The organism is Tsuneonella mangrovi (assembly GCF_002269345.1).
GTDB classification, from domain to species: domain Bacteria; phylum Pseudomonadota; class Alphaproteobacteria; order Sphingomonadales; family Sphingomonadaceae; genus Tsuneonella; species Tsuneonella mangrovi.
In genome coordinates, this window is the sequence record NZ_CP022889.1 from 959,200 (window position 1) to 984,751 (window position 25,552).

At 63.2% G+C, this 25,552-nt stretch carries 22 protein-coding genes; 9 read left to right on the forward strand and 13 right to left on the reverse strand.

What is annotated here, in order from left to right:
* Window positions 1-3 precede the first annotated feature (3 nt).
* Together CJO11_RS04815 and CJO11_RS04820 are read right to left on the reverse strand one after the other, a co-directional pair.
* Complete coding sequence (locus CJO11_RS04815) at window positions 4-909, reverse strand: DMT family transporter (RefSeq protein ID WP_240504565.1); 906 nt, start codon at window positions 907-909, stop codon at window positions 4-6.
* Window positions 902-3,214 (reverse strand): NAD(+) synthase, encoded by a 2,313-nt coding sequence (locus CJO11_RS04820; RefSeq protein WP_095011696.1) that lies wholly within the window; start codon window positions 3,212-3,214, stop codon window positions 902-904. Before CJO11_RS04820 ends, CJO11_RS04815 begins: the two co-directional genes overlap by 8 nt.
* Before the next feature lie 168 nt (window positions 3,215-3,382).
* On the opposite strand from CJO11_RS04820, the gene yghU reads away from it, so the two are divergent.
* Window positions 3,383-4,249: a glutathione-dependent disulfide-bond oxidoreductase gene (gene yghU / locus CJO11_RS04825; RefSeq protein ID WP_095011697.1), complete on the forward strand. Its 867-nt coding sequence runs from the start codon at window positions 3,383-3,385 to the stop codon at window positions 4,247-4,249.
* An 18-nt stretch (window positions 4,250-4,267) separates the two neighbouring features.
* On the opposite strand, the gene CJO11_RS04830 is transcribed toward yghU, so the two are convergent.
* Genes CJO11_RS04830 through CJO11_RS04840 form a run of 3 tightly spaced genes read right to left on the reverse strand, consistent with a single transcriptional unit; the run spans window position 4,268 to window position 5,925 of the window.
* Complete coding sequence (locus tag CJO11_RS04830; protein WP_095011698.1) at window positions 4,268-4,684, reverse strand: cytidine deaminase; 417 nt, start codon at window positions 4,682-4,684, stop codon at window positions 4,268-4,270.
* Window positions 4,685-4,706: 22 nt separating this feature from the next.
* A complete protein-coding gene (locus CJO11_RS04835; RefSeq protein WP_095011699.1) occupies window positions 4,707-5,408 on the reverse strand; it encodes a glycoside hydrolase family 25 protein in 702 nt (233 codons plus the stop codon).
* Window positions 5,409-5,430: 22 nt separating this feature from the next.
* Complete coding sequence (locus CJO11_RS04840) at window positions 5,431-5,925, reverse strand: UPF0262 family protein (protein ID WP_095011700.1); 495 nt, start codon at window positions 5,923-5,925, stop codon at window positions 5,431-5,433.
* A 142-nt stretch (window positions 5,926-6,067) separates the two neighbouring features.
* Between CJO11_RS04840 and CJO11_RS04845 the strand changes: the two genes are divergently transcribed.
* Window positions 6,068-7,588 carry a replicative DNA helicase gene (locus CJO11_RS04845; protein WP_095011701.1) on the forward strand — a complete coding sequence of 507 codons (1,521 nt, stop codon included), beginning with the start codon at window positions 6,068-6,070 and terminating at the stop codon, window positions 7,586-7,588.
* 15 nt (window positions 7,589-7,603) lie between these two features.
* Here CJO11_RS04845 and CJO11_RS04850 read toward each other — a convergent pair whose 3' ends face one another.
* Entirely contained in the window at window positions 7,604-8,797 is a 1,194-nt protein-coding gene (locus CJO11_RS04850) for a phospholipase D-like domain-containing protein (protein ID WP_095011702.1), read from the reverse strand.
* 108 nt (window positions 8,798-8,905) lie between these two features.
* Between CJO11_RS04850 and rpoZ the strand changes: the two genes are divergently transcribed.
* The 3 genes from rpoZ to CJO11_RS04865 all read left to right on the forward strand — a co-directional run bounded on the left by rpoZ (window position 8,906) and on the right by CJO11_RS04865 (window position 11,258).
* A complete protein-coding gene (rpoZ, locus tag CJO11_RS04855; RefSeq protein ID WP_095011703.1) occupies window positions 8,906-9,250 on the forward strand; it encodes a DNA-directed RNA polymerase subunit omega in 345 nt (114 codons plus the stop codon).
* A gap of 151 nt (window positions 9,251-9,401) precedes the next feature.
* Window positions 9,402-10,133, forward strand: a complete 732-nt coding sequence (locus CJO11_RS04860; RefSeq protein ID WP_095011704.1) for a ParA family protein — start codon at window positions 9,402-9,404, stop codon at window positions 10,131-10,133.
* A gap of 54 nt (window positions 10,134-10,187) precedes the next feature.
* On the forward strand, window positions 10,188-11,258 hold the full coding sequence (locus tag CJO11_RS04865) for a DUF3667 domain-containing protein (protein ID WP_095011705.1): 1,071 nt from the start codon (window positions 10,188-10,190) through the stop codon (window positions 11,256-11,258).
* 64 nt (window positions 11,259-11,322) lie between these two features.
* Here CJO11_RS04865 and ftsH read toward each other — a convergent pair whose 3' ends face one another.
* From ftsH to CJO11_RS04900, 7 genes are all read right to left on the reverse strand, one after another.
* Window positions 11,323-13,281 (reverse strand): ATP-dependent zinc metalloprotease FtsH, encoded by a 1,959-nt coding sequence (gene ftsH, locus CJO11_RS04870; RefSeq protein ID WP_095011706.1) that lies wholly within the window; start codon window positions 13,279-13,281, stop codon window positions 11,323-11,325.
* 102 nt (window positions 13,282-13,383) lie between these two features.
* Window positions 13,384-14,160 carry a class I mannose-6-phosphate isomerase gene (locus tag CJO11_RS04875; RefSeq protein WP_095011707.1) on the reverse strand — a complete coding sequence of 259 codons (777 nt, stop codon included), beginning with the start codon at window positions 14,158-14,160 and terminating at the stop codon, window positions 13,384-13,386.
* Between the two features lie 26 nt (window positions 14,161-14,186).
* On the reverse strand, window positions 14,187-15,221 hold the full coding sequence (locus CJO11_RS04880) for a mannose-1-phosphate guanylyltransferase (protein WP_240504566.1): 1,035 nt from the start codon (window positions 15,219-15,221) through the stop codon (window positions 14,187-14,189).
* Between the two features lie 95 nt (window positions 15,222-15,316).
* Window positions 15,317-16,027 (reverse strand): energy transducer TonB, encoded by a 711-nt coding sequence (locus tag CJO11_RS04885; protein WP_095011709.1) that lies wholly within the window; start codon window positions 16,025-16,027, stop codon window positions 15,317-15,319.
* 134 nt (window positions 16,028-16,161) lie between these two features.
* Window positions 16,162-19,566, reverse strand: coding sequence for a TonB-dependent receptor (locus tag CJO11_RS04890; RefSeq protein WP_095011710.1), 3,405 nt, complete (start codon window positions 19,564-19,566; stop codon window positions 16,162-16,164).
* Window positions 19,567-19,810: 244 nt separating this feature from the next.
* Entirely contained in the window at window positions 19,811-20,740 is a 930-nt protein-coding gene (locus CJO11_RS04895) for an isopenicillin N synthase family dioxygenase (RefSeq protein ID WP_095011711.1), read from the reverse strand.
* A gap of 10 nt (window positions 20,741-20,750) precedes the next feature.
* Window positions 20,751-21,998 (reverse strand): NupC/NupG family nucleoside CNT transporter, encoded by a 1,248-nt coding sequence (locus CJO11_RS04900; RefSeq protein WP_095011712.1) that lies wholly within the window; start codon window positions 21,996-21,998, stop codon window positions 20,751-20,753.
* A gap of 138 nt (window positions 21,999-22,136) precedes the next feature.
* Between CJO11_RS04900 and CJO11_RS04905 the strand changes: the two genes are divergently transcribed.
* The 4 genes from CJO11_RS04905 (at window position 22,137) to CJO11_RS04920 (ending at window position 25,539) form a co-directional block, all read left to right on the forward strand.
* The gene (locus CJO11_RS04905) at window positions 22,137-22,808 is read left to right on the forward strand and encodes a queuosine precursor transporter (RefSeq protein ID WP_095011713.1); all 672 of its coding nucleotides are present in this window, start codon (window positions 22,137-22,139) and stop codon (window positions 22,806-22,808) included.
* A gap of 77 nt (window positions 22,809-22,885) precedes the next feature.
* Window positions 22,886-24,178, forward strand: coding sequence for an acyl-CoA dehydrogenase family protein (locus CJO11_RS04910; RefSeq protein ID WP_095011714.1), 1,293 nt, complete (start codon window positions 22,886-22,888; stop codon window positions 24,176-24,178).
* Between the two features lie 64 nt (window positions 24,179-24,242).
* A complete protein-coding gene (locus CJO11_RS04915; RefSeq protein ID WP_095011715.1) occupies window positions 24,243-25,220 on the forward strand; it encodes an NAD(P)H-dependent flavin oxidoreductase in 978 nt (325 codons plus the stop codon).
* A gap of 16 nt (window positions 25,221-25,236) precedes the next feature.
* Window positions 25,237-25,539 carry a YdeI/OmpD-associated family protein gene (locus CJO11_RS04920; RefSeq protein WP_095011716.1) on the forward strand — a complete coding sequence of 101 codons (303 nt, stop codon included), beginning with the start codon at window positions 25,237-25,239 and terminating at the stop codon, window positions 25,537-25,539.
* Window positions 25,540-25,552 lie beyond the last annotated feature (13 nt).

The following is a 25,552-nucleotide window of genomic DNA, read 5'->3' on the forward strand; positions in this document are numbered from 1 at the left end:
AAATTAGAGTCTGCTGCGCACGAGGTAGCGCCTGGTCATCTTGACGCTCGGCCGCAGCACGATGATCGCAACACCAGCGATCGCGATGCCACCGCCGATCAGCAAGCGCGCGCCAATCGGATCGCCGGTGAGCCAAGCGCCCAGCGCGATAGTTAGCAGCGGCGTCATCAATGTAAGCGGAACCACCTCGTTGGTCTCGTGCAGCTGGAGCATCCTGTAATATGCCGAGTGCGCGCCGACCGAAACGATCAGCGAGGCGAACAGCAAGCAACCTGCAAGCTCGAGCGGTTGCGATGCCATGACGTGCATCTGCCCGGTCTCCGTAACGAGCGAGAGCGGCGCAAGCAGGATCGACGAGGCGACACCCGCCCACGCCTGCAAACGGACCGAACTGATCTTCAGCTGCTTGACGAACACCGAGCCCAGCGCGCCGACAACCGCCGCGAGGAAGACCAGCCACAGTCCGCTCGCGCTCTGCATCCCGGCGGGTGATGTAACAGCGACAATAACTCCGGAAAACGTCAGCGCGATCCCCAGGCCGCGCTTCCAACGCACCCGTTCGCCAAGGAACAGAATCGCAAAAAGGACCGTGAGCGGCGCACCGGACAAGCTGACGATCCCGGCAGCCGACGGGCTCGCCGACTTGAGGCCGAGGAACAGGAGCGCGAAGGAACCGCCGCTGATGGCGATCCCGACCAGCATCACCTTGCCGAGTTGCTTCGGGATCGGCCGCAACAGCGGAAACAGAAACAGCGCGACCAGCAACGATCGACCGAAAGCATAGGCAAGTGGCGGCATCCCGAGATCGTCAACTGCGATCTTGCTGACGATGACATTGAGTGCCCAGACCACATTGCACAGCATCAGGATGGCGATGCTGCCTGCACTCAGGCTTCGCTGTTCATGCATCGGGCACGTTTTCGCGCAATTCGGCAAGCCACAGGTCCGCCACGGCATCGCTCGGCGCGCGCCAGTCGCCCCGCGGGCTCAGCGCACCGCCGGCGCTGACTTTCGGCCCGTTGGGAATCGCGCTGCGCTTGAACTGGCTGAACCCGAAGAACCGCTGGAGGAACTTCTCCAGCCAGCTGCGGATCGTCGCGAGATCGTATTCGTTTTTCGCGTCCTCGGGAAATTCGTGCGGCCACAGGCCGCGACCTGCATCGCGCCACGCGTGCCATGCGAGGAACGCAACCTTGCTCGGCTTCTGCCCCCAGCGGATCGTGTGGTGGAGGAAGAAGTCGTTGAGCTCGTAGGGTCCGATGATGCTCTCGGTGCTCTGGATCGCCCCATCCGCCCCGGGCGGGACCAGTTCGGGGCTGATCTCGGTCGAGAGGATTTCGCCAAGCACCGCGTGCGTCTTGGAATCGAATTGCCCGCTGCGGATCGCCCAGCGGATGAGGTACTGGATCAGCGTCTTGGGTACGCCCGAATTGACAGCGTAATGGCTCATCTGGTCGCCTACGCCGTAAGTGCACCAGCCGAGCGCGAGTTCGCTGAGGTCGCCGGTGCCGACCACCCATCCGCCGTGCTGACCCGCGAGGCGAAACAGGTAGTCGGTGCGCAGGCCCGCCTGCACGTTTTCGAAAGTGGTGTCGTAAACAGGGTGCCCACCCGAGAACGGATGCCCGATGTCCTCCAACATCCGCGTTGCGGCAGGGCGAATATCGATCTCTTCGGCGTTCATCCCGAGCGAGCGCATCAGGTGCCAGGCATTGCCCTTGGTTTCGTCCGACGTCGCAAAACCGGGCATCGTGTATCCGCGGATCGTCTTGCGCGGCAGCCCCAGCCTATCGCAGGCCTTGGCGGTGACGATCGCCGCGTGCGTCGAATCAAGCCCGCCCGAGATGCCGATGACCAGCGACTTCGGCTTGGTCGCCTCGATCCGGCGCATGATCCCGTCGACCTGGATGTTAAAAGCCTCGAAGCAGTCGGCGTCGAGCTTTTCGGAGCGATTGGGGACAAACGGGAAGCGCCTGACCGGGCGCTTGAGGCCGATATCGTGCGTCCCGGCACCGAGCGCAAATTCGACTGTGCGGAACCGGTCTTCGGGCCGCCCATGCGCCTCCGCCGCGTCGTTGAAGGTCTGCATCCGCGAGCGTTCGGACAACACGCGATGGCAGTCGACGTCGGCGATACACAGCTCGGCATCGAGGCTGAAGCGTTCGCTTTCAGCCATAAGCTCGCCCAGCTCGTAGATCATGCCCTGCCCGTCCCAAGCGAGGTCGGTGGTGCTCTCTCCATGCCCCGACGCGGAATAGATATAGGCTGCGACTGCACGGCTCGATTGCGCGCTGGCAAGCATATGCCGTTCGTCGGATTTGCCGATGGTGATGTTCGAGGCGGAAAGGTTCGCCAAAATTGTTGCCCCAGCCATCGCCGCGAATGTCGACGGCGGGATCGGAGACCAGAAATCCTCGCAAATCTCCAATCCCAGCTTGAAGACGGGCAAGTCGCTGGCGGCAAAGATCAGGTCGGTCCCGAATGGCACACTCTGCCCGTTCACCACGATCTCGAGCCCGCTGATCGAGCGGCCGTTGGCGAACCAGCGCTTTTCGTAATATTCACGGTAGTTCGGCAGGTAGCTCTTAGGAACCACGCCCAGCAACCGCCCGCGATGGATCGCGAGGGCGCAATTGTAGAGCCGCCCGTTGTGGCGCAGCGGCGCGCCGATCACCAGCAGCGATCGAAAATCGCGGCTCGCAAGAACAATCTCGCCAACTGCCATCTCGACCGCGTCGTGCAACGCTGCCTGCAGGTGCAGGTCGTCGATCGCGTAGGACGAGACGCACAGCTCGGGATACACCACCAGGTCGACATGGGCGGCATGGGCACGGCGCGCTTCCTCCAGGATTGCGTCGCGATTGAAGGCGACATCGGCGGTGCGCACCTTGGGCGTCGAAGCGGCGACGCGCACCAGGCCGTGTGCGTGGATCGAGTAGAACGGGTGCGCTTCGCCCTTGGTTGCAGGTCCGCCTTTGTGAATACTCCTCTGATTTCTCGCCGGCACCAGCCAATCGGCCGGATCGGCGATGCCCAGCTCTGCAAGCCGACGTTGGATTGCCGCGCGCGGGATCTTGCCCTTGGTTTCCCAGCCATATACGGTGCGGCTGGGCCACGGCTTCGGCAAGCCGAACAAGCGCCCGAATTCCCCCGCAGTGAGCGGAGGATCGCGATTCTCGCGCCATTCGCGCAATTTCCGTCCGGCTTCGTGCATTACGTTTTAGTATCCTTTTTGGATACTCATGGCAAGGCGATTGCCGATGAAAATCGCACAAGACAAGTTGCGCTTCTAGGTAACGAAGCAGGAAGCGTGGCTCGAATGGTTGCGTTTGCGAACCCTTCGCCCCACCTCCCCTGCAACCAGTGATCAAGGAGAAGTGCGTTGGCCGAAGCCACTTATACCCCGCCCAAGGTCTGGACCCCGGAGGGCGCGAACAGCGGCCGCTTCGAAGGGGTAAATCGCCCGACCGCAGGACCCCGGTTCGAACGGGAGCTCCCGGTCGGCGAGCATCCGTTCCAGCTCTATTCGGTCGGCACCCCAAACGGGCAGAAGGTCACCATCATGTTCGAGGAGCTGCTCGAGGCGGGACATCCGGGCGCGGAATACGATGCGTGGATGATAAAGATCATGGAGCAGGACCAGTTCGGGTCCGGCTTCACGGCGCTCAACCCGAACAGCAAGATCCCCGCGCTGGAGGATCGTAGTGGGGCGACGCCGTTCCGGGTGTTCGAGAGCGGAGCGATCCTGCTGCACCTGGCGGAAAAGTTCGACTTCCTGCTTCCGCGCGAGAATCCGGCCCGTGCGGAAGTTCTCAGCTGGCTGATGTGGCAGATGGGAACGGCCCCGTTCATTGGCGGCGGGTTCGGGCACTTCTATGCCTACGCGCCCGAGAAGTACGAATACGCGATCAACCGCTACACGATGGAGACCAAGCGCATCCTCGCGGTTGCTGACCTGCGGCTTGCCGAGACCCGCTTCCTTGCAGGAGACAAATACACGATCGCGGACGTCGCCAGCTACCCGTGGCTCGGCATCCTCTCGCGCGGCGAGGCCTACAACGATTCGGGCACCTTCCTGTCGGTTCACGAATACAAGAACCTTGCTCGCTGGGTCGACGAGATCGATGCACGCCCGGCGGTGCGGCGCGGCAGGCTCGTCAACCGCGCGGTTATGCCCGAACGCCACTCTGCCGCCGACTTCGATGCACTCGACCCGGAAGTTCTGGCAGTCAAACCCCGAAAGAGCTGATCGCGGGCGCCTGCCGCCTCAGTCGAGGCTTCCCGGCCCGAATGCGTGCGGCAGCAGCGCGCTCAGCCGAACAGTGCGCACCTCATCCGGCGCGACGCACAGCACTTCCGGATCGGTCCCACCGAGCTGGGCGAGCTCGTTGAGCACCTGGCGGCAACGCCCACATGGCGTGATCGGCGCACCCCCTCCACGTTCGTGAGGCCCGACGACCACAACCTTGACCAGGCCGCCGCGCACCCCGCCGTCCATTGCCTTGGCAACCGCGACGGTTTCCGCACACAGCGCAAGGCCATAGCTGGCGTTCTCGATGTTGGTCCCGGTCACCACCGAGCCGTCGGCAAACAGCAGCGCCGACCCCACCGCGTATTGCGAATACGGTGAATACGAACTTTCGGCAGCGGCACGCGCGGCGTTGATCAGGTCTGCGTCGGTCATCGCTCCTCCCTACCCCAATTGCTCACGGCTGCACCACTACCCAGCGAATCGGTTCGCCCGCAGCGGGGGTTTCGAGGCGCCCGTTTGCCGTCCACAGCAGCCAGGGACGCCCGGCGTATGTCGGCTGGAACCGCGTGCCGACGACCCACAGGCTGCGATCGAGCCTTCCGGCGAGGTGATAGCGATCCTCGAATCTGCGCGAGACTTTGAGGATCGCGCGCTTGCCGGCGTGCGCTTCGATCTGGTTGATGAGCGTCATCAGTTCGCTCTCGACTGCCGCATCGCGCACCTTCTTAGGGCACTTGTCGGCCGTGCGGTCGAGCGCAATCACCGGCGGCAGCAGCCGCGGTTCGCGCGGAACGATCGTGACGAAGTTGGCCGATTGCGGATCGGCAGTCAGGCACGGGTCGAAATCGTGCACCGCCCCGACCTTGAGTCCGGCAGCCTGTGCAGCATCGATGTTGGAAGCAAACCTGGCGTCGGTCCGGTTCGCGCCGCTGCTGGCGTCGAGATAAACGAATTCGGCTCCCAGCGCCCGCAAGGTGCGGAACTTTACCGCGCCGTCCGACGCACCGATCTCTGCGCCCTGCTCCGGATAGTCGGCGGTCGACGGAGTCCAGTGGAGCAACTGCCACCACAACCAGCCAGCCCCGATCAGCCCGGCAAGCAGCACTGCCCCGGCAAGGCGTCCACGCCAGCCAAAGCCTTTCTTCCTGCGTGCCACGATTCGCGATCCCTGTTCTTGCTCAGCCCTTGATATGGAGCACGCAGATCAGCGTGAACAGCCTCCGCGCGGTCGCATGGTCGGTCTCGACCTTGCCCTCCAGCCGTTCGATCAACAGCTCTGCGGCATCGTTGTGGATCGCCCGGCGCGCCATGTCGATGGTCTCGATTTCCTGCGCGGTCGCCTTGCGGATTGCCTGGTAATAACTGTCGCAGATCGCGAAATACTCGCGGATCGGGCGGCGAAACCGTGCAAGGCCGAGCACCAGCGTCTCGAGCGGCTCGCCAGCTTCCGTTGCGATCGCCATCGCCAGCCTCCCGTCGGGCACCGACAGTGCCAGGTTGTATGGCCCGTCGTGCCCCGCCTCCACCGAACGGATGGGCTTGAACGCGTTTTCCTCGATCAGGTCGTAGATCGCGACCCGCCGTTCCTGCTCGACATCGGCGTTGCGCCACAGGATCGTGTCCTCGTCGAGCGAGATGTGGGCGATACGCCAGGAGGGCTTGAATTCGGACATTGTCGCAGCCCAGCCTTTCGCAGACCTGCACAGGCTGCGGCAAGGCCTAACCGCGTTCATCCCCGCTATCCACAGACGTGAACACCCGGCTCGGACGGCACCACACTTGCCAAGACTCAACGGGCGTGCGCAATAGACCGACATGCCCGACCAGAACCTGCTCACGCGCCCAGACCACACCGCCGCCACCAGCCCGGCGATTCGCGCGTTGCCTGCCAATATCGAGGCCGAGGCGGCCTTTCTCGGGGCAATCCTGATCGACAACCGCGTGCTGGAAGAGCTGGCGACCCCGCTCCACGCATCCCATTTCTTCGAACCCGTCCACCAGCGCGTGTTCGAACGTATCGTCGCGCTGCTCGATCGCAATGCAGTGGTCACGCCGGTGACGCTCAAGCCCTATTTCGAGGCCGACGAAGCGCTCAAGGAACTCGGCGGGATCACCTATCTCGCGCGCCTGACCGCCGACGGGCAGGGGCTGCTCGCCCCGCGCGAACTGGCCGAACAGATCTACGACCTCGCGTTGCTGCGCGAACTGGTGACGGTCGGTCGCAACCTCGTGGAAGGCGCGCTCGATACCAGCGAATCGGTCGCTCCGCTCGAGCAGATCGAGAACGCGGAGGCCGCGCTGTTCCAGGTGGCCGAAGGCGCATCGAGCCAGAACGAGGCATCAAGCTTTGGCCAGGCGACCACCAAGGCGCTGGGGCAGATCGAAAAGGCGATCAGCTCGGGCGGCCACATCGCCGGCAAGACCACCGGCTTTACCTCGATCAACGACAAGATCGGCGGCCTGCACGATTCCGACCTGGTGATCCTCGCCGGGCGCCCGGGCATGGGCAAGACCTCGCTGGCAACCAACATCGCGTTCAACTGCGCCAGCCGCCTGCTGCGCGACCGGTCGGACGGGATAGACGAGAAGGCCTCGGTCGGCGCGGGCGTCGCCTTTTTCAGCCTCGAAATGAGCGCAGACCAGCTCGCTACCCGCATCCTTGCAGAAGTCGCGGAGATTTCCAGCGAAGCGCTGCGCATGGGCAAGCTGAGCCGCGACGAGTTCCAGCAACTCAGCTTCGCCAGCCAGAAGCTCGCCGACCTGCCGCTCTACATCGACGACACCCCGGCGCTGTCGATCGCCGCGCTGCGCACCCGCGCCCGCCGCTTGAAGCGACGCCACGACATCGGTCTGATCGTGGTCGACTACCTGCAATTGCTGCAAGGATCGGGTCGCGCAAACGACAACCGGGTGAACGAGATTTCGGAAATCAGCCGCGGCCTCAAGACGCTGGCGAAAGAGCTCGAGGTACCTGTGGTAGCGCTGTCGCAGCTCAGCCGCGCGGTCGAACAGCGCGACGACAAGCGCCCGATGCTGTCCGACCTGCGCGAATCCGGCTCGATCGAGCAGGACGCTGACATGGTATGGTTCGTCTTCCGCGAGGACTATTACATCGCCGCGAAAGAACCCAAGGTCCCGCAGGCCGAAGACGATGCCAGCGTCCACGATGCCCACGCATCATGGGCAAGCGAAATGGAACGGGTGCACGGGATTGCCGAACTGATCGTCGCCAAGCAACGTCACGGCGCGACCGGCAAGGTCCGCCTGAAGTTCGAGGCGAAGTATACCAAGTTCTCCGACCTTGCGCAGGACGATCGGCGCTACGGCTACGACTGATCGGTATTTGCCCTGCTATTCCCCCAGGTCGAGCCGCCGGGTAACCGTGTAATCGACTACGGTCACGAGGAACCACGCCAGCCACCAGCGCACGCGGCTGAACACATTGGCCCGGCGTTTATGGAGCGATGGCGTGATTTCTTCCGAACCGGAGCGGTGGAATGCGATATGCTCGCGCATCCGCTCGGCCAGGGCGGGATCCTCGATCCGCAGCATGATCTCGAGATTGAGATAGAGACTGCGCATGTCGAAATTGGCACTCCCGACATAGGTCACATCGCCGACCACGATCAGCTTTTCGTGCAGCTTGCACGCTGTGAATTCCCAGATCCGCGCGCGCCGCTTGAGCAGGTAGTTGTAGAGCGATCTGGCTGCACCGATGGTCGCGCCGTTGTCGCTCTTGCCGGCCAGCACCAGTCGCACTTCGCCGCGACGGGCGACGTGCCCGATCCGCCGCATCAGCCAGTAAGGCGGCGAGAAATAGGCCATCACCATGTCGAGACGATCCGCTTCAACCATGTCGCGCGCGACATGGCGGGCCCAGGTGGACAGCATGCGCGTGGGTCCACCGATCACCACGCTGACCGCGCCGGACCCGGGCTGCCACTCACGCACCATGCGACGGATGGCGAGCCAGTTTCCGCTCGGGCTGGCGACCCATTTTTTCAGCTCGCCGAACCAGCGCGAAAGGTCGGCGACGACCGGGCCGCGCACAGTCACTCCAAGGTCGTTCCACCCGTCATCGGCGGCCGACGCGAAATAGTCGTCTTCGATATTGAACCCGCCGAGCATGGCTTCCCGCCCGTCGGCGATTGCGATCTTCTGGTGGTTGCGGATAAGGTAGCGCTGGCCCCATCGCGGCGAAAACTCGAAGAACCGCCCACCTGCCTCCACCAGTGGTGCGAAGAAGCGCGGGCCGGCGTCCGCGCCGAATCCGTCGACGATCAGCTGCACGTCGACCCCGCGCCGCGCCGCTGCGACCAATGCGTCGCGTACCGCCTGCCCCGAAGCATCCTTCGCAAAGATGTAGAAGCACAGCCGCAAGCGCTCTTCAGCCGAATCGATCAGCGATATCAATGCCTCGCGCCGCTCGGGTCCGCCGGGGTGAAAGACCAGGTCCTGCCCCTTCGCGGAGACCGCAAACGATCGCTCCGCGTGATAGGAAGCGGACGCGGCGCGCACGCCAATCGGGTTGCTGGTTCCCTCCATCGTGACACCAGATTACGCGAGCGGGCGAACGGCGCAATTCCTTGACTTGGCGGCGATCGGCACCTAGATGCTGCGCTCTTCCTGAAACCTGACTATCCGGAGTGCCCGATGGCGCGCGTTACCGTCGAAGATTGCGTCGACAAGATCCCCAACCGTTTCGACCTCGTGTTGCTGGCTGCCCAGCGTGCGCGCGAGATTTCGGGCGGAGCGGAGCTGACCATCGAGCGCGACCGCGACAAGAACCCGGTTGTCGCCCTGCGCGAGATCGCCGAAGAATCGATCAAGCCCAAGGAACTGCACGAATCGGTCGTTCTCGGCCTGCAGAAGATCCTGCCCGACGACGAAGACGAAGCGGACGAGGTCGGCTCGCTCAGCCAGTCGGCCGAAGCGCTGCGGATCACCGCTGCCGCTCCGACCCGCACGACCAACGTCGCCTCGGACTACGACGGCTGACCCCAAGCAAGCCGTTGAAAGCCAATGCGGGCCGCTCCAACACGGGGCGGCCCGCTTGCTTTGGTGCATGACCGGAACCTGACCGTATGCGGGACAGCATTGCCAACGGTCATTGAATTGTCACATCCCCTCCGCCAGCTTCGGAGGCACGATGGCGGTAATTGCAGTCTACAGCGTGAAAGGCGGGGTCGGTAAGACAACCCTCGCGGCGAACCTTGCGTGGTGTTCGGCGGCGATTTCGTGCCGCAAGACCTTGTTGTGGGATCTCGACGCGGCGGGCGGCGCGGGCTTCCTGCTCGGCCTCGATCCCAAGCCCAAGAGACGCGCCGACGCGGTCATCTCCGCCGAAAAGGACCCGGCCAAGCTGATCCGCAAGACCGCTGTCGGCAACCTCGACCTGCTGCCCGCCGACGAATCGATCCGCGCGCTTGAAGTACAGCTGCTCTCGCTGGGCAAGCGCAAGCGGATCGCCAAGCTCGCCGCTGGTCTTGGCAAGACATACGACCGGATTGTGATCGACTGCCCACCGATCCTCGGCGAGACGAGCGCGCAGGTCATGCGTGCGGCGGACTTGGTGATCGTGCCGCTACCTCCCTCGCCGCTTTCCGCGCGTGCGTTTGGCCTGGTGGCAGAGGAAGTCGCTGCCCACGCCAGGCCGCACCCGCCGATCCTGCCGGTGTTGTCGATGCTCGACATGCGCAAGACGCTGCACAAGGATGCCCGGGAAGAGCATCGCGGATGGCCCGCGATCCCTTATGCCAGCGCAGCCGAACAATGCGCGGTACGGCGCCAACCGGTGGGGGCGTTTGCACCCAACGCGCCGGTCGCGCGCGCCTATTCCAAGTTGTGGACCGCAATCGAGCGCAAGCTGGCGAGCAAATAGGTTCGTTTCGCGGAGCGCGTTCCAAATTCGTCTGCGCACGGTATAGTGCACCCCATGACGGGGGATTTCGGTGAAGTGGCCGAGGGTATCGGCAGCGCAGTGACCGGGGCCGCTGCGGCGCGTGCAGTCGAACCGGCAGCGGGCGAAGGCAAGCCGGGCGCGGGACGACACACGTGCCACAATTGCGGCACCGAACTGGTCGGTCCGCATTGCCACAATTGTGGCCAGAGCGCGCACCTTCACCAGTCGCTCGCCGCGATCGGACACGACCTCGTCCACGGGGTGCTGCACCTCGACGGAAAGTTCTGGCGGACCTTGCCGATGCTGGCATTCCGGCCGGGCCAGCTCTCGCGCCGCTACATCGACGGCCAGCGCGCGCGTTTCGTCTCGCCTATGGCGATATTCCTGTTCAGCGTCTTCCTGATGTTCGCAGTGTTCCAGCTGGTCGGGATCACCGCTCCGACCGAGATCAATAACTCCAACGACATCGCCAAGCCGCTCTCGACGCTGCAACAGCAGGTGGTAACCGAGCGCGACGCTGCGCGGGCGAAGCTCGACGCGATGAAGCCGTCCGATCCCGGCTATACCAAGGCGAAGGAAGATCTCGGCCAGCTCGACCAGGCAGTGTCGACGTTCGGCAAGGTGAAAGTCCCCGTGGCAGGCAAATCGGCGACCTTCTCGATCGACAATCCCGGCTTCGCCTGGCTGGAGAAGGTGGTCGACAAGTGGCGCTCGAACCCGAGCCTGATGCTCTACAAGCTGCAATCGAACGGATACAAGTTCAGCTGGCTGCTAATCGTGCTGTCGACCCCCTTCGTGTGGCTGCTGTTCGCGTGGAAACGCCGCTTCCATGCCTACGACCACGCCGTATTCGTAACCTATTCGCTGGCGTTCATGTCGCTGCTTTTCATCGCGCTTTCACTGCTGTCGGCGGCGGGGCTGGGAAGCGGCTGGGTGTTCCTCGCACTCGCGGTTATCCCGCCGATCCATATCTACAAGCAGCTGCGCGGCACTTACGAACTGACGCGTTTCTCGGCGGCGTGGCGCCTGGTAGTGCTCAGCGCGTTCATCGTGGTCGTGCTGCTGCTGTTCCTGCAGGTGCTGATCCTGATCGGAGCATTCTGACACGCCACAACGCAGAAGGGCGCCGGATCGCTCCAACGCCCTTTTAGCACTTCGGAAAGGTGGATCAGGCCCCTTGCGGGGCCGCCCCCCCTTCGCCGCCGAACCGCTTGCCGGCCTTGGGAATGGCCGAACCGTGGACGGGGCGGGTCGTAGGCGTCGAGGGCGCGTCGGGCCGATCGATCTTGCCGTTGTCGAGCAACTCCTTGATCTCGTCGCCGGTCAACGTCTCGTATTCAAGCATCGCTTGTGCGAGCAGGTGCAGCTGGTCCTCGTGCTTCTTGAGGATGTCGGTGGCACGCTTGTGCGCCCCGTCGACCAGCGTCCTGATTTCGGCGTCGATCTGCTTGTTGGTCTCGTTCGAGCCCATCGTGCGCGCGCTGCCGCCCATGCCGAGGTAGCCTTCCTGCTGCTCCTCGTATTGCAGCGGCCCGAGCTTGTCGCTCATGCCCCACTTGGTGACCATGTTGCGCGCAAGGCTGGTGGCATACTGGATGTCCGACGAGGCTCCGCTGGAAACCTTGTCGTGTCCGAAGATGATTTCTTCCGCCACGCGGCCGCCCATGCTGACCGCGAGGTCGGCGTGCATCTTGTCGCGGTGGTACGAATAGTTGTCGCGTTCCGGCAGGCGCATAACCATCCCCAACGCCCGGCCGCGCGGGATGATCGTCGCCTTGTGGATCGGGTCCGACGCCGGTTCGTTGAGGCTCACCAGAGCATGGCCCGCTTCGTGATAGGCGGTCATCTTCTTCTCGTCGTCAGTCATTACCATCGAGCGGCGCTCGCTGCCCATCATGACCTTGTCCTTGGCGTCCTCGAACTCCTGCATCGCAACAAGCCGCTTGTTGCGCCGCGCGGCGAGCAGCGCCGCCTCGTTGACGAGATTGGCAAGGTCCGCGCCGGAGAATCCCGGAGTGCCGCGAGCGATCGTGCGCGCATTGACGTCGGGCGCCAGCGGCACCTTCTTCATGTGCACGCCGAGGATCTTCTCGCGCCCTTCGATATCGGGCACCGGCACCACCACCTGGCGGTCGAAGCGGCCCGGGCGCAGCAGCGCCGGATCGAGCACGTCGGGGCGGTTGGTCGCGGCGATGATGATGATGCCTTCGTTCGCCTCGAACCCGTCCATTTCGACCAGCAGCTGGTTCAGCGTCTGCTCGCGTTCGTCGTTCGAATTGCCGAGTCCGTGGCCGCGATGGCGACCGACCGCGTCGATCTCGTCGATGAAGACGATGCACGGGGCGTTCTTCTTGGCCTGTTCGAACATGTCGCGCACGCGGCTGGCGCCGACGCCGACGAACATCTCGACGAAGTCGGAGCCGGAAATGGTGAAGAACGGCACGCCCGCTTCGCCCGCGATCGCGCGGGCCAGCAGGGTCTTGCCGGTGCCGGGGCTACCGACCAGCAGCGCGCCCTTGGGGATTTGTCCGCCGAGCTTGGAGAACCGGCTCGGGTCCTTGAGGAACTCGACGATCTCCTCCAGCTCCTCGCGCGCTTCGTCGATACCGGCAACGTCTTCAAACGTCACTTTGCCCTGGCGCTCGGTGAGCATCTTGGCCTTGGACTTGCCGAAGCCCATCGCGCCGCCGCCGCCGCCCTTCTGCACCTGCCGCAGCGCGAAGAACGCGATCCCGAGGATCAGGATGAACGGCAAGGCATTGATCAGCAGGTAGAGCAGGACGTTGGGCTGCTCGGCCGGCTTGCCGGAGTATTCCACTCCGGATTTCTGCAACAGCTCGGGCAACTGGGTGTCGTTCTGGATCGGAACGGTGGTGAACGCTTCACCGGTCTTGAGCGTACCGACAATCTTGTCGGGCGAAATCGTGACCTGCTTCACCGAGCCTTCCGCCACTGCCTGCCGGAAATCGGAATACTGCATTGCGTTGCCGGTCGGCTGGCTGGCTTCGCCGAACAGCGAAACGGCAAGGATCAATGCGACAAAGATCCCGCCCCACATCAGCAGGGTCTTGAGCATCGGGTTGGGGCCACCCGAATCGGGTTCGCGCGGGTCCTTGTCCTGGTTCATCGGCAATTGGGTCCTTTCACCGCCTGAATGTAGGCACACCCGGGTGAATGGCAAGATAACAGCACCCGTCCGGGTCGACGGACGAGAACGCCCCGTCGCCGGCTAGGTGGGCTGCGTCAGCAGGGCGCGACCACCCTCCGCGAAACGAATCTCGCTAATTCCGCTCGCCAGGGCGCATTCTCCGGGCTCGATCGTGGTTCCAGCGACCGTGAGCGGCGCGTCGAGCGGGATCGCCAACAAGGCCGCTTGCGAATAACGCGCAGCAGTGGCCCCGTCGGGGCTTCCCACCAGCCGGTCGAGCCGGAAATGCGGCCCATCGACCAATGACACGCAGCCGTGCTCCGGCACCTTGCGGCGAAGCGCCGGTTCGTGCGGCCCGCCGTCCGCCACCGCAATTGCTTTGTCGAGATGCAGTTCGCGCGGGCGACCATAATCGTAAAGGCGATATGTCGTGTCGGAATTCTGCTGGATCTCGATCAGCGACAGGCCTCCGCCGATCGCATGAACCGTTCCGGCGGGCAGATAGATGAAATCTCCCGGGGCAACATCGTGCCAAGCGAGCAGGTGTTCGATCGAACCATCGAGCGCGGCAGCGCGCATTGCTTCACTATCGACCGCCTCCCTGAAGCCCACCGCCAGCTGCGCGCCCGGATCGGCAGCAAGCACCAGCCAGCATTCTTCCTTGCCGTGCTCGCCTTCCGCAGCCTGCGCGTCGGACGGATGGACCTGGACCGAGAGCTTCTCGCTAGTGAACAGGTATTTGACCAGCAGGTCGGGCAGTTCGGGTGGCGGTTCGAACCAGATCTCGCCTATCCGCTTGCTTTCCGGTGCAGCAAATGGCGGAGGCAGGCTATCCCGCCCCCAGACTTTCTCGACCATGCGGGTCGGCAAGGCACGACTGACGGTCACTGGTTGGCTGCACCCGACAACTTGCCGACGAGCTGTGCGCCATCCGCCGAAGTGACCAGCACTTCGTCGCCGTCGACGACGACAATCACATCATCGAGACCGATCACGGAGACGCGCGGTCCGTCACTATCGACCAGCACATTGTGGCAATCGACCAGCTCGGTCGGGCCCGAAACGCGGTTTCCATCCTCATCGCCGTTCCGCGCATCGCGCAGCGCCTGCCAGTTGCCGATATCGGACCAGCCCATATCGGCCGGGACGACCGCGGCATGGTCGGCATTCTCCATCACGGCATAATCGACGGATTCGGCTTCAATCGCGGCGAACGGTCCGGCGGCGGGTCTTACGAGCTGACCCTCCTTCAGAGCGTCGGTCACCGCTTGGCGTACAGCATCCGCCATGGCCGGGCGATGCTTTGCCAGCTCGTCGAGGAATGCCCCGGCGCGAAATGCGAAGATGCCGCCGTTCCAGCTATAGCCGCCTTCAGCGAGGAACCCTTCGGCGGTCGCGCGATCGGGCTTTTCGACAAACCGCGCAATGCGCCGCCCGCCATCGATCGGATCACCCGCAAGGATGTAGCCGTACCCGGTCTCTGGTCGATCGGCGGCGATCCCGAATGCGACCATCCAGTCGTCGGCCGCGAGGCTTGCAGCAGCCTGCGCGGCTGCGACAAAGGCATCGGTTCGTGCGATATGATGATCGCTCGGGCACACGAGCATGATCGCATCGGGCGGCAAGAACGCCGCAGCCAGCGCAATCGCCGGAGCGGTGTTCTTCGCAGCGGGCTCGACCACCACTGTCACGCCTTCGCCAGCTTGCGCAGCAATATCTGCCACGTGCGCTTTGCCTGCCACGACCATCGAAGCGGCAAAGACGGCCGGATCGGCGCAGCGATCGAGCGTCGCCTGAAACAGCGTGCGGTCCCCCACCAGCGGCAGGAACGGCTTGGGCCGCGACTTGCGGCTGCGCGGCCACAGGCGGGTGCCGCTGCCGCCACACAGGATTACAGGCTGGATCAAACGGTCTGGCACACGTTCTCCCTCCGGCCCCGAAACGCAGGCCTCTCAACCCCATGCCATAGCACGCAATCCCTTGCCACTTCGCAAAGTTCCTTTGGCAGGTGCAATCAGAACCAGCGTTGACGCCAGTAGAATGGCGCCGGGACCGGGTTGCCTGCGTAGTCGGTCGCAGGCTTGAAGCGCAGTCGCTCGAACACCAGACGACAGACGATTGCGTCGGCCTCGGGATCGGGGCTGGGCTTGTAGATCGAACAATCGTGCGCGCGCCCATCGACGCCCACGATCACCCGCACGATCACTTCGGTCCCGATCCGCACTTGGCGGCCGCCGGGCGGTGTCGGGAAATCGCGCGCGTTGTCGATCGCGCCTGCAATCCATACCGGCTTGGTCGCGATTGCGCCCTGGCTCATTCCTCCATTGCCGCTTCCGGTGCCCGGTCCAGTGCCACCCGCGCCGGTTCCAGCACCCGATTGCGTTGCGCCTGAAGCATCGGCCGCGCCGGTCGATGTGGCCTTCGGTGCGGGCGCAGTCGGGCGGATCGGGATCTTGGCGGGTGGAGCCGCAGTCGGCTTGGGAACGGCCTTCTTGCCCTTGTCTCCCGCTGCACCGGCATCGGTTTCGGCCTTGGGCGGTTCCTGCTTGGTCTCGACGGTGACGGTGAATGTCGTCAGCACCTGCTGCTCGACCGAAGCGGTGAAGTCGGGCGCAAAGGCGCGGGCGAGCAGGTAGATCGCGAGCACGTGAAACAGCACGATCGCCGCCAGCATCGCCGGGTGGGGACGGCGCTTTGCATTGGAGAAGTTGCTATCGGCGTCCATCCAATCTCCGCAGCAGGAGGCACGCCGATGCTAGCCCGTTTCCACCCGCACGCAAGGATCGCCCCGCTCAAACGAACGGCGGCGCCCCATCGCTGGAGCGCCGCCGCAGGTTGTTCTCGCTTCGGATCGACAGATCAGAAGTCGTAGCTGACGCCCAGCTTGATGCGCCACACCGAACCGATCGAGTCTACATACCGGTAATCATTGGCAGCCGTGTTCGCCTTCGAGATGATGTAGCGGCCAGCGCTGTCGACACCGCTGATGTCACCGATCGAAACCGATCCGTAGGACGTGTTCCGGCTCAGTTTGTTCCAGTTGTTGTCGAGCATGTTCAGGAAGTTGTCGACCATGGCGTAAACCTTGATCTTGTCATCCTTCCCAAAGAAGTGGCCCGGACCCGGCAGTTCCTGCGAGATCTTCAGGTCCATATCCCAGTACCACGGGTTGGTGCAGGTGTTCTTGACGATCGACTTTCCGACATAGTTCCTCAGGCACTTTGTGGCGTTGGCATAGTCGGCCAGTTCCTGCACCGCAGTCATGTTCGAACTCGGCGAGATATTCGGATCGCTCGTGCCGGTCGGCAGGTAGATCAGCGAATTGTCGTAACCGTAGGCGATCGCGAACAGGTTACGGCTGCTGAAGGTCGAGCTGTAGGGATTACCCGACGTACCGTTGAAGGTGATGCCAAGCTGGGTCTTGTTGTCGCCGAAGAACTTTTCGGTGAACTTGAGGTTCATCGAGATGTTGTTCTTTTGCGAAAACTGACTGCGACCTTCTGCCGGGTCCTGGATATTGAACGTCGGCGGGTACTTAAAGTTCGAAGTCGCCTGCGAACTCGTGAATGCACGGCGATCGTGCGCGTCGGTGTAGGCATAACCGATGGTGAAATCGACCGAACCGCCTTCGGTTAACACGCCGCGATCGAAGTGCTTGGCGAGGAAGATCGACGCGACCTGGCTGTGGTAGCCAGCCGAGTTGGTCAGGTCGATCGCGCCATTGCGACCGGTAGCAAAGCATGCTGCCGTCACGTTCGTGTAGGTCGGTGTCGGACTCGAACTCTGCAGTTGTGCGTCACAGCCCGCGAGCAGTGGATCGATCGAGCGATAAATCGGACGACCGTCAATCGTGTAACCGTTGAGGCCGAGCGCCGGGTTTACGACCTGGGTCAGGTCGGCAACTGCAAACGGATTGATGTACTTGCTATAGATGTAATCGAGCTTGAGCTTCCAGTTGCTGAAGAACCCGCTCGACGCGAGGTCGAGGTTGCTCTCTAGCCCGAAGTTTGCACGGAGCACGGTCGGCATCTTGATGTTCGGGTCGATCGACTGGACTGGCGAGCTGCCGACGGCAGCTTTCGCGGCTGCTGCGGAAACGACACAGCTGGGGAAGCCGGTGAACGACCCGCCGCTGAGCACGTTGGTCGGCACGGAGGCGCACTCGTTCGATGCAGCCGAACCCGAACCAAATCCATCGTTTCCGAAGGCATTCGAGAACCACACCAGCGGGTCACCGCCAGTGAACATGCCAACACCGAGGCGCAGCTTGTTGTTCGACAGCGGACCGAAATCGCCAGCATCCAACGTGAACGCTACGCGCGGCAGGACCTGGATCGGGATATTGCCGAAACCGATTGCGTTCGAGCGGCCATAGCGCGCCATGAAGTTCGGATTGAATTTCGGCGAATCGCCAGCGTACCAGTTGGCTCGAACACCGGCGACCATGTTCAGGTTTCCGGTAATCTGCCAATCATCCTGCGCGAAAGCAGAATAGATTGTCCGCTTGAACTGGGCTGCCGCATCGTCCGGGTTGCCTGTCGAAGAGAAGCTGCCGAAGGCGCCGACATAGTTCCCGGCGACTACGTCACTCGTGTTGAGGCGCGATCCACCACCAGAAGTCCCGCTAGACAAGACACCGTTCGCAAAATCGGTCGCGTTCGCGAAAACCAGCGTCCCAGTACCGTTCGGGATGAACAGGTTGTAGATCTCGGCCTGGTTCATCTGCACGCCAAACTTGAACTTGTGATCGCCCGCAGTGAGCTTGGCGATCGCCGATGCCTGCTGGATCTTCGTGTTCAGCTGGTTTGCCGAGCGATAGTAACCAGGGCCGAGCAGGACCGAAGCGGTGGAACCACCACCATTGTCGATGCCGATGACCATGCGCGGGATAACCGTCGGATCGGTCGCTTCGCCGCCACCGACCGGGCCCTGGATATCGTCGACCTTCGAATACGAATACCGTAGTTCGGTCGAGAAGTTATCGGTCCAGTTCGAAAGCAGGCGACCCGAATAGTAGTCGGAGTCAGTTCCGTACTGAGAGAAGCTGTTCAGGCCGGTAATGGCCTCCTGACCCGAGCGAATGTAGAGGTCATCCGCGCTGATCGAGACTTCCTTAAGGTGTTGGTAGGTCGCCTCGAGGCGGTGCTTGTCGTTGATCTGCCAATCGAGACGGGCGAAATACCGGTCGTTCTTGTATGGCAGGTTCGACACCAGCGGGCCGGGATCGATACCGTAAACGTTCTTCGCGATGGTCGCGATGTCGTTAAACTGGGTTGCAGTGATGTCGGCTGCCTCGTTCGGATAGCCTGCACCCGACGGACCGTCGTCCTGCGCCTTTGCGGTGGAGATGTGAGAATACGCGCCAAAGAAAAACAGGTGGTCGGGGATGATCGGCCCACCGAGCGAAACACCCCAGCGCTTCTCCGGATCGATCTTGGCAACCGGCACACCGGCAACCTTGGTGCCGCGCAGGCCGTTGTCGGCATATTCATAGAAGCCGCTGCCGTGGAACTTGTTGCTGCCCGACTTGGTAACCGCGTTGACTTGGCAGCCGGTGAAACCGTCATACTCTACGTCGTAAGGCGCGAATTGCACTTGGATCTGGCTGATCGCATCGTAAGGCAGCGGAGCGCTCGTACGCGATGCGTAGGCGGTTCCATTGAGGCCGAACACGTCACCCTGCTGGATACCGTCGACCGTGAAGCTGTTCGACCGGTTGCTGCCGCCAAGGCACGAATAGTACACTTGGCCGCCGCTGTTAAACAGTGTGATGCGTGGATCGTAGCGGATCACGTCCTGAATATCGCGACCGTAGGTCGGCGCACTCTCGATCGCTTGAGTTCCGAACGACGTCCCCGGGCCGACGGCGAGCTGCGTAACCGCCACGCGCGCGCCGGTCACGACGATCACGCCCGAACCGCTGGTAAGCGAAAACCCGAGGTTCGTTGCACCCTGCAGGCTGGTGTAGATGTCGTTGATCGTCTGGCCTTCGAGGCCGCTCGCGCTTGCGGACACCGAGTAGGGTCCGCCCGAAGTCAGGTTGGTCGCGTTGAAGTTGCCGTCGGTGCCAGTCGTCAGGGTGCGTGCGGCACCGGTACGCGTATCAGTCACAACGACAGTCGCGCCGGCGACCGGCTTGCCTGCGTCGTCGGTAACCGTACCCTGGATGGACGAGGTGATCTGCTGTGCGGCGACCGGCGCCGGGAGGATAGCAGTGGCGGACAGGCTGACGACGCTCGCAGCCAGAAGATACTTGAGCTTCATGGATTACTGATCCCCAATAGAGTGCGACGTTTCATCGCCAAGAAATGGTCTGAAGCAAGGACCGGAAAGGTGCCCCCCCGCTCGGACCGATTGCTTCCACACAGGTATCTTTTGTTACCGCCCCATGACAAGCGGTGCGGATTTTATCCACACCCACACCTTGCAGATTAACCTGCTGTTTTTCAGATGCTTAAAGTGTTGCTGCGATGCAACAACCCGTCAAAAATTGTGAATCGATGGCAACTTAGGCGAGATTGATCTCGCGCAGGCGCTGCAACAGGAAGTCGTGGCTCGAAATCGATTCGGGATGCGCTTCGGGCGATTCCAGATCGATACAGCTGGGCAATGTCTCGATCGTGAAGTCGGGGCGGAAGTGCAGGAAGAACGGCATCGAGAAGCGACTGCGGTAGGCCGCTTCGCCGCGCGGGTTGACCACCCGGTGGGTGGTCGAGCGCAGCTTGCCGTTGGTCAGCCGATCGAGCATGTCGCCGATGTTCACCACCAGCGCGCCATCGGGCACTTCGATAGCCTTCCACTGGCCGCTCGCGGTCAGCAGTTCCAGCCCCGCCTCCTCCGCGCCGAGCAACAGGGTGATCGTGTTGATATCGCCGTGCGCCGCTGCACGGATCGCGCCTTCGGCATCGGCGCCGGTCAACGGCGGATAATGCAGCAAGCGCATCACCGAGTTGCCATCCTCCACCGTCTTGGCGAACCATTCCTGCGGTAGGCCCAAGTGCAGCGCGATCGCCTCGAGCACCCGCGCGCCGGCCTTCTCGAATGCGGCATAAAGCGCCTCGAAGGTCTCGCGGAAATCGGCAATTTCACTTGGCCAGACGTTTGGCGCCATAAACTCGGCCAGAGGGTGCCCTTCGGGCAAGCTGCGCCCGACGTGCCAGAATTCCTTGAGGTCGTGGACCGCGGCGTCCTTGGCCCGCTCGGTCCCGAACGGCGTATAGCCGCGGGCACCGCCGCCGCCTTCGATGTGATAGGTCTGCTTGGTTTCCTCGGGCAACGCGAAGAACGCTTTCGAGAGCCCTTCCGCCTTGGCGATCAGCTCGGCCGGGATGCCGTGGTCGCGGATGACCGCAAAGCCGAATTCCTCGAAGCTCTTGCCGATCTGTGCGGACACTTCGGCCAGCGGGCGGGCGATAGATACGGAAGCGATTTCGGGCATTGCGGGTTACTCAGTAAGGCAGGAACAGGCCGGCGAGCGCGGCGCTCATCAGGTTGGCAAGCGAACCGGCGGCAAGCGCGCGCAGGCCCAGTTTGGCGATCGCGTGGCGCTGGTTGGGGGCAAGCCCACCGGTCACCGCCATCTGGATCGCGATCGAAGAGAAATTGGCAAAACCGCACAGCGCAAAGGTTACGATCGCGCGGCTGCGTTCGCTCAGCACCGCCGGGCCCATCTGGCCCAAGTCGATGAACGCGACGAATTCGTTGAGCACCACCTTGGTGCCGAACAGCCCCCCGGCCGCTGGCGCCTGGTCCCACGGAATGCCGATCAAGAACATCACCGGCGCAAAGATCGCTCCGATCGCGGCCTGGAAACTCCAGCCTTCGAACCCGAACAAGTGCCCGATCCAGCCAAGGATACCGTTGGCAAGCGCGACGAGGGCTACGAACGCCAGCACCATCGCGCCCACAGCGACGGCCAGCTTGACACCGGTCTGTGCACCTTGCGCGGCCGCTTCGATTACATTGGCGGGACGCTGCCCTTCCTCGAACGTCTCCGCGACAGAAATCTCGACATCGCCTTCTGCGGCTGCCGACGGATCGTGATCATCGGGCATGATGATCTTGGCCATCAGGATCCCGCCCGGGGCGGACATGAACGCGGCGGCAAGCAGGAACGGCAGGTATTTCGCACCCAGCAACCCGGCGTAGGCGGCTAGGATCGTCCCCGCGACTCCCGCCATGCCCACCGCCATCAGCGTGAACAGGCGGCTCGGCGCGAGCCCGGCAAGATAAGGCCGCACCACCAGCGGGCTTTCCGATTGGCCGACGAAGATGTTGGCCGCGGCGCCCAGCGCCTCGACCCGGCTGACCCCGGTCACCCAGCCGATCGCTCCACCGACCCAGCGCACGATCCGCTGCATGATGCCGAGGTGATAGAGGATCGAGACCAGCGACGCGAAAAATACGATTACCGGCAGCGCGCCGAGTGCGAACGTGTTCTTCAGCGGGTTGTCCTGCCCGAACAAGAACGCGGTGCCTTCGTTGGCATAGCCGAGCAGCGCCGCGACACCGTCCGCCATACCCTGGATCGCCGCCACGCCCCACGGTGTGCGCAGGACGAGGAACGCCATGAACGCTTGCAGCGCGAACGCGGCGCCGACGATCCGCAATCGGATGCGGCGCTTGCCGGTCGAGAGCAGGAAGGCGATCGCCAGAATCGCAACGATCCCGAGCAGGCTGGCAAGGATTGGTGGCATGGACCCCCGATACGGTTGCAAGTGAAACCGAACTGAATGCGCGGCGCGCTTTGGCCTTTTGCGTCTCCACAGTCAAACGCGCAAGTCCGGTACCGTCCGGCTTCCCTTTTGCGCACAGCAATGCCAGATCACGCGACCATGACCCAGCGCGCTTCTCTTGCCGTGCCCGCGATCCCACGCGGCCTGTTCCTGTTATCGGTGCTCTACGGCGGCATGGTCCCGCTCGGCGGGTTCCTCGGTGCCAAGCAGGTTGCGCTCGGACCGCTGGCGGTGGAGGCGGGGATATTCCCGTTCCTCACACTCGTCGCGCTGTCGAGCGCGTTTGCCGAACTTTACGGAAAACCCGCCGCCGATCGGCTCGTTCGCCTCGGCTTCGTCCCGTTGGTGGTGGCGATCGCACTCGCACTGTTCGTTCTGCAATTGCCCACCGATGCGGGCATGTATCCCCCTGCTAAGGAGGCGTTCCCGATCATCGTAGGCCAGTCGTGGCGGATGATGGCGGCCGGAATTGCAGCGTACGGCGTGTCGGTAACGCTCAATATCTGGCTGTTCGACCGGATGCGCGGGGCAGCAGGATCGTCAGGCCTTGGCGCGGGGGTGCGCGGGTTCATCGCTGCAGCATTGTCGCAAATCGTCGACACGCTGATCTTCATCACGGTTTCATTTTACGGGGTACGACCGATCGGCGATCTCATGCTTGGCCAGATGCTCGCCAAGGTCGTGCTGTCGCTGGTCCTGGTGCCGGTGCTCATCGCGATCTTCACGCGGCTGGCACGGACCCTCGACGCGAAGGACGTGCCCGGCACCTGACCCTTGGCAAATCGATAGGGTGACAAGCGCACTCCCGCAGTGCAATCGTTGCAAAACGAAACCGGGAGAGTCGAAAGATGGACTTCGCCATTCCGCGCGAACTTGAGGATTACTTCGCCGAGCTCGAGGCGTTCATCGCTGCCGAGATCGAGCCGTTGACCGCGCAGGACGACAACATCCGCTTCTTCGACCACCGGCGAGAAGACTCACGAACCGACTGGGATCGAAAGGGCCTGCCCAACGAGGAATGGGAAGCACTTCTGCGCGAAGCCACTCGCCGGGCCGACGAAGCGGGGCACTGGCGCTTCTCCGCGCCGAAGAAGTACGGCGGCAAAGACGGATCGAACTTGTGGATGGCAGTGATCCGCGACCGGTTCGCGGCGCGTGGGCTCGGGCTGCACAACGATCTGCAGAACGAACACTCGATCGTCGGCAACTTCCCATTCGTGGCAATGTTCGAGGAATTCGGCACCGAGGAGCAAAAGCAGGAATTCATCCTCGGTGGGTTCGCGCGTGAACGCCGGGTCGCGTTTGGATTGACCGAGCCCGAGCATGGCTCCGACGCGACATGGATGGATACCCACGCGGTTCCCGAGACGCGCGACGGGGTACCCGGCTGGCGGATCGACGGAGCCAAGATGTGGATCACTGGAATGCACGCCGCAACGCACTGCGCGGTGTTCGCCCGCACCCACGGCAACGATGGAGACGCGCAAGGGATCACCTGCCTGCTGGTGCCGGTCCCCAGCGAAGGGTTGGAGATCGACGAATACGTGTGGACCTTCAATATGCCGACCGACCACGCGCGGTTCTATCTCAAGGGCGTTTGGGTCGCGGAAACGGCTGTGCTGGGTGATGTCGGACGCGGCCTCAGCCTCGCGCAGAGCTTCGTCCACCAGAACCGCATCCGGCAGGCCGCATCGAGCCTCGGCGCGGCTAGTTTTTGCGTCGAGGAAAGTGTCAAATATGCCCGCCAGCGCAAGCCGTTCGGGCAAGAGTTGGCGCGCAACCAGGCGATCCAGTTCCCGCTGGTCGAGCTGGCCACACAGTGCGAAATGCTGCGCACACTGATCTACAAGACGGCATGGGAGATGGACCAGATCCCGCACAAGCAGATCGAGCGCCAGCTGTCGGACAAGATCTCGATGTGCAACTACTACGCCAACCGGCTGGTGTGCCAGGCCGCCGACCGCGCGATGCAGGTCCACGGAGGGATCGGCTACAGCCGCGAGAAGCCGTTCGAGCATATCTATCGCCACCACCGCCGTTACCGCATCACCGAAGGCGCGGAAGAGATCCAGATGCGCAAGGTCGCCGCCTACTTGTTCGGCTATCTCGGACCGCGCAAGGCGATGTTCGAGGATGCCTAAACCTGCGCGCTGCCCGGCAATCCTGCTACAACAACCCGGAAATACCCTGGAGGGGAACTGACCAATGGCATTGAAGACCCGTTTCACCGAAACTTTCGGCATCGAGCACCCCATCGTCCAGGGAGGGATGCAGTGGGTCGGCTACGCCGAGATGGTCGCGCCGGTCGCCAATGCCGGCGGACTGGGCTTCCTCACCGCGCTGACCCAGCCGACGCCCGACGACCTGGCCAAAGAAATCGCCCGCACCCGCGAAATGACCGACAAACCGTTCGGCGTGAACCTGACGATCCTGCCGGCGATAACCCCGCCGCCCTATGCCGAATATCGCCAGGCGATCATCGAAGGCGGCATCAAGATCGTCGAGACCGCCGGCTACAAGCCGCAGGAACACGTCGATCATTTCAAGCAGCACGGCATCAAGGTGATCCACAAATGCACCGCCGTGCGCCATGCCCTTTCGGCCGAGCGGATGGGGGTCGATGCGATCTCGATCGACGGGTTCGAATGTGCCGGCCATCCGGGCGAGGATGACATCCCGGGCCTGATCCTGATCCCGGCGGCAGCCGACAAGATCAAGATACCGATGCTCGCGTCGGGCGGGTTCGGCGATGGCCGCGGGCTGGCCGCCGCGCTCGCGCTGGGCGCGGACGGGATCAATATGGGCACACGCTTTTGCGTGACACAGGAAGCCCCGATCCACGAGAACTTCAAGCGCCAGATGGTCGAGAACGACGAGCGCGACACCAAGCTGATCTTCCGCACGCTCCATAACACCGCGCGAGTGATGAAGAACGCGGTGAGCAGCGAAGTCGTCGAGATCGAGGCGCGCGGCGGGGCCGAGTTCAAGGACATCCAGCATCTCGTCGCCGGGGTGCGCGGGCGCAAGGCGATGGAAGAGGGCAATCCCGATGGCGGCATCTGGTCGGCCGGGATGATCCAGGGGCTGATCCACGATATCCCGACGGTCAAGGAACTGATCGACCGGATTGTCGCCGATGCCGAAGCGATCATCCAGAAGCGGCTCGAAGGAATGATCGCCTAGCAAAGGATATCTGCAAATGTCCGGCTTCGCTCACGGAACGGTCCATACCGCCCAGGCCGATATGCAGGTTGCAATTCGTTCCGACCCGGCGGTGTTCGCGCTTTGGCAGGACCTGACACCGCTGGGCCGCAACGAATTCATCTGCTGGGTCGAAGATGCCAAGCGCCCCGCCACCCGCGAACGGCGCATCCGGCGCACCTGCGAGGAACTGCTCGAGGGCAAGCGCCGCCCGTGCTGCTGGCCCGGCTGCATCCACCGCGACGACAAGCCGCCGAGCCGCTGGCAGCAGGATGTGCTGATCGACAAGAAAGCGAAGTAGCCCATTCCAAGCA

Excerpts from the sequence above, each read along its gene's own strand:
- CJO11_RS04865 (WP_095011705.1), top strand. The coding sequence starts at position 10,188 with ATGACGGGGGATTTCGGTGAAGTGGCCGAGGGTATCGGCAGCGCAGTG.
- CJO11_RS04845 (WP_095011701.1), top strand. The coding sequence starts at position 6,068 with ATGCCCGACCAGAACCTGCTCACGCGCCCAGACCACACCGCCGCCACC.
- CJO11_RS04895 (WP_095011711.1), bottom strand. The coding sequence starts at position 20,740 with ATGCCCGAAATCGCTTCCGTATCTATCGCCCGCCCGCTGGCCGAAGTG.
- CJO11_RS04820 (WP_095011696.1), bottom strand. The coding sequence starts at position 3,214 with ATGCACGAAGCCGGACGGAAATTGCGCGAATGGCGCGAGAATCGCGAT.
- CJO11_RS04830 (WP_095011698.1), bottom strand. The coding sequence starts at position 4,684 with ATGACCGACGCAGACCTGATCAACGCCGCGCGTGCCGCTGCCGAAAGT.
- rpoZ (WP_095011703.1), top strand. The coding sequence starts at position 8,906 with ATGGCGCGCGTTACCGTCGAAGATTGCGTCGACAAGATCCCCAACCGT.
- CJO11_RS04920 (WP_095011716.1), top strand. The coding sequence starts at position 25,237 with ATGTCCGGCTTCGCTCACGGAACGGTCCATACCGCCCAGGCCGATATG.
- CJO11_RS04815 (WP_240504565.1), bottom strand. The coding sequence starts at position 909 with ATGCATGAACAGCGAAGCCTGAGTGCAGGCAGCATCGCCATCCTGATG.
- CJO11_RS04910 (WP_095011714.1), top strand. The coding sequence starts at position 22,886 with ATGGACTTCGCCATTCCGCGCGAACTTGAGGATTACTTCGCCGAGCTC.
- CJO11_RS04890 (WP_095011710.1), bottom strand. The coding sequence starts at position 19,566 with ATGAAGCTCAAGTATCTTCTGGCTGCGAGCGTCGTCAGCCTGTCCGCC.
- CJO11_RS04905 (WP_095011713.1), top strand. The coding sequence starts at position 22,137 with ATGACCCAGCGCGCTTCTCTTGCCGTGCCCGCGATCCCACGCGGCCTG.
- CJO11_RS04885 (WP_095011709.1), bottom strand. The coding sequence starts at position 16,027 with ATGGACGCCGATAGCAACTTCTCCAATGCAAAGCGCCGTCCCCACCCG.
- CJO11_RS04860 (WP_095011704.1), top strand. The coding sequence starts at position 9,402 with ATGGCGGTAATTGCAGTCTACAGCGTGAAAGGCGGGGTCGGTAAGACA.
- CJO11_RS04900 (WP_095011712.1), bottom strand. The coding sequence starts at position 21,998 with ATGCCACCAATCCTTGCCAGCCTGCTCGGGATCGTTGCGATTCTGGCG.
- CJO11_RS04875 (WP_095011707.1), bottom strand. The coding sequence starts at position 14,160 with ATGGTCGAGAAAGTCTGGGGGCGGGATAGCCTGCCTCCGCCATTTGCT.
- ftsH (WP_095011706.1), bottom strand. The coding sequence starts at position 13,281 with ATGAACCAGGACAAGGACCCGCGCGAACCCGATTCGGGTGGCCCCAAC.
- CJO11_RS04850 (WP_095011702.1), bottom strand. The coding sequence starts at position 8,797 with ATGGAGGGAACCAGCAACCCGATTGGCGTGCGCGCCGCGTCCGCTTCC.
- CJO11_RS04840 (WP_095011700.1), bottom strand. The coding sequence starts at position 5,925 with ATGTCCGAATTCAAGCCCTCCTGGCGTATCGCCCACATCTCGCTCGAC.
- CJO11_RS04915 (WP_095011715.1), top strand. The coding sequence starts at position 24,243 with ATGGCATTGAAGACCCGTTTCACCGAAACTTTCGGCATCGAGCACCCC.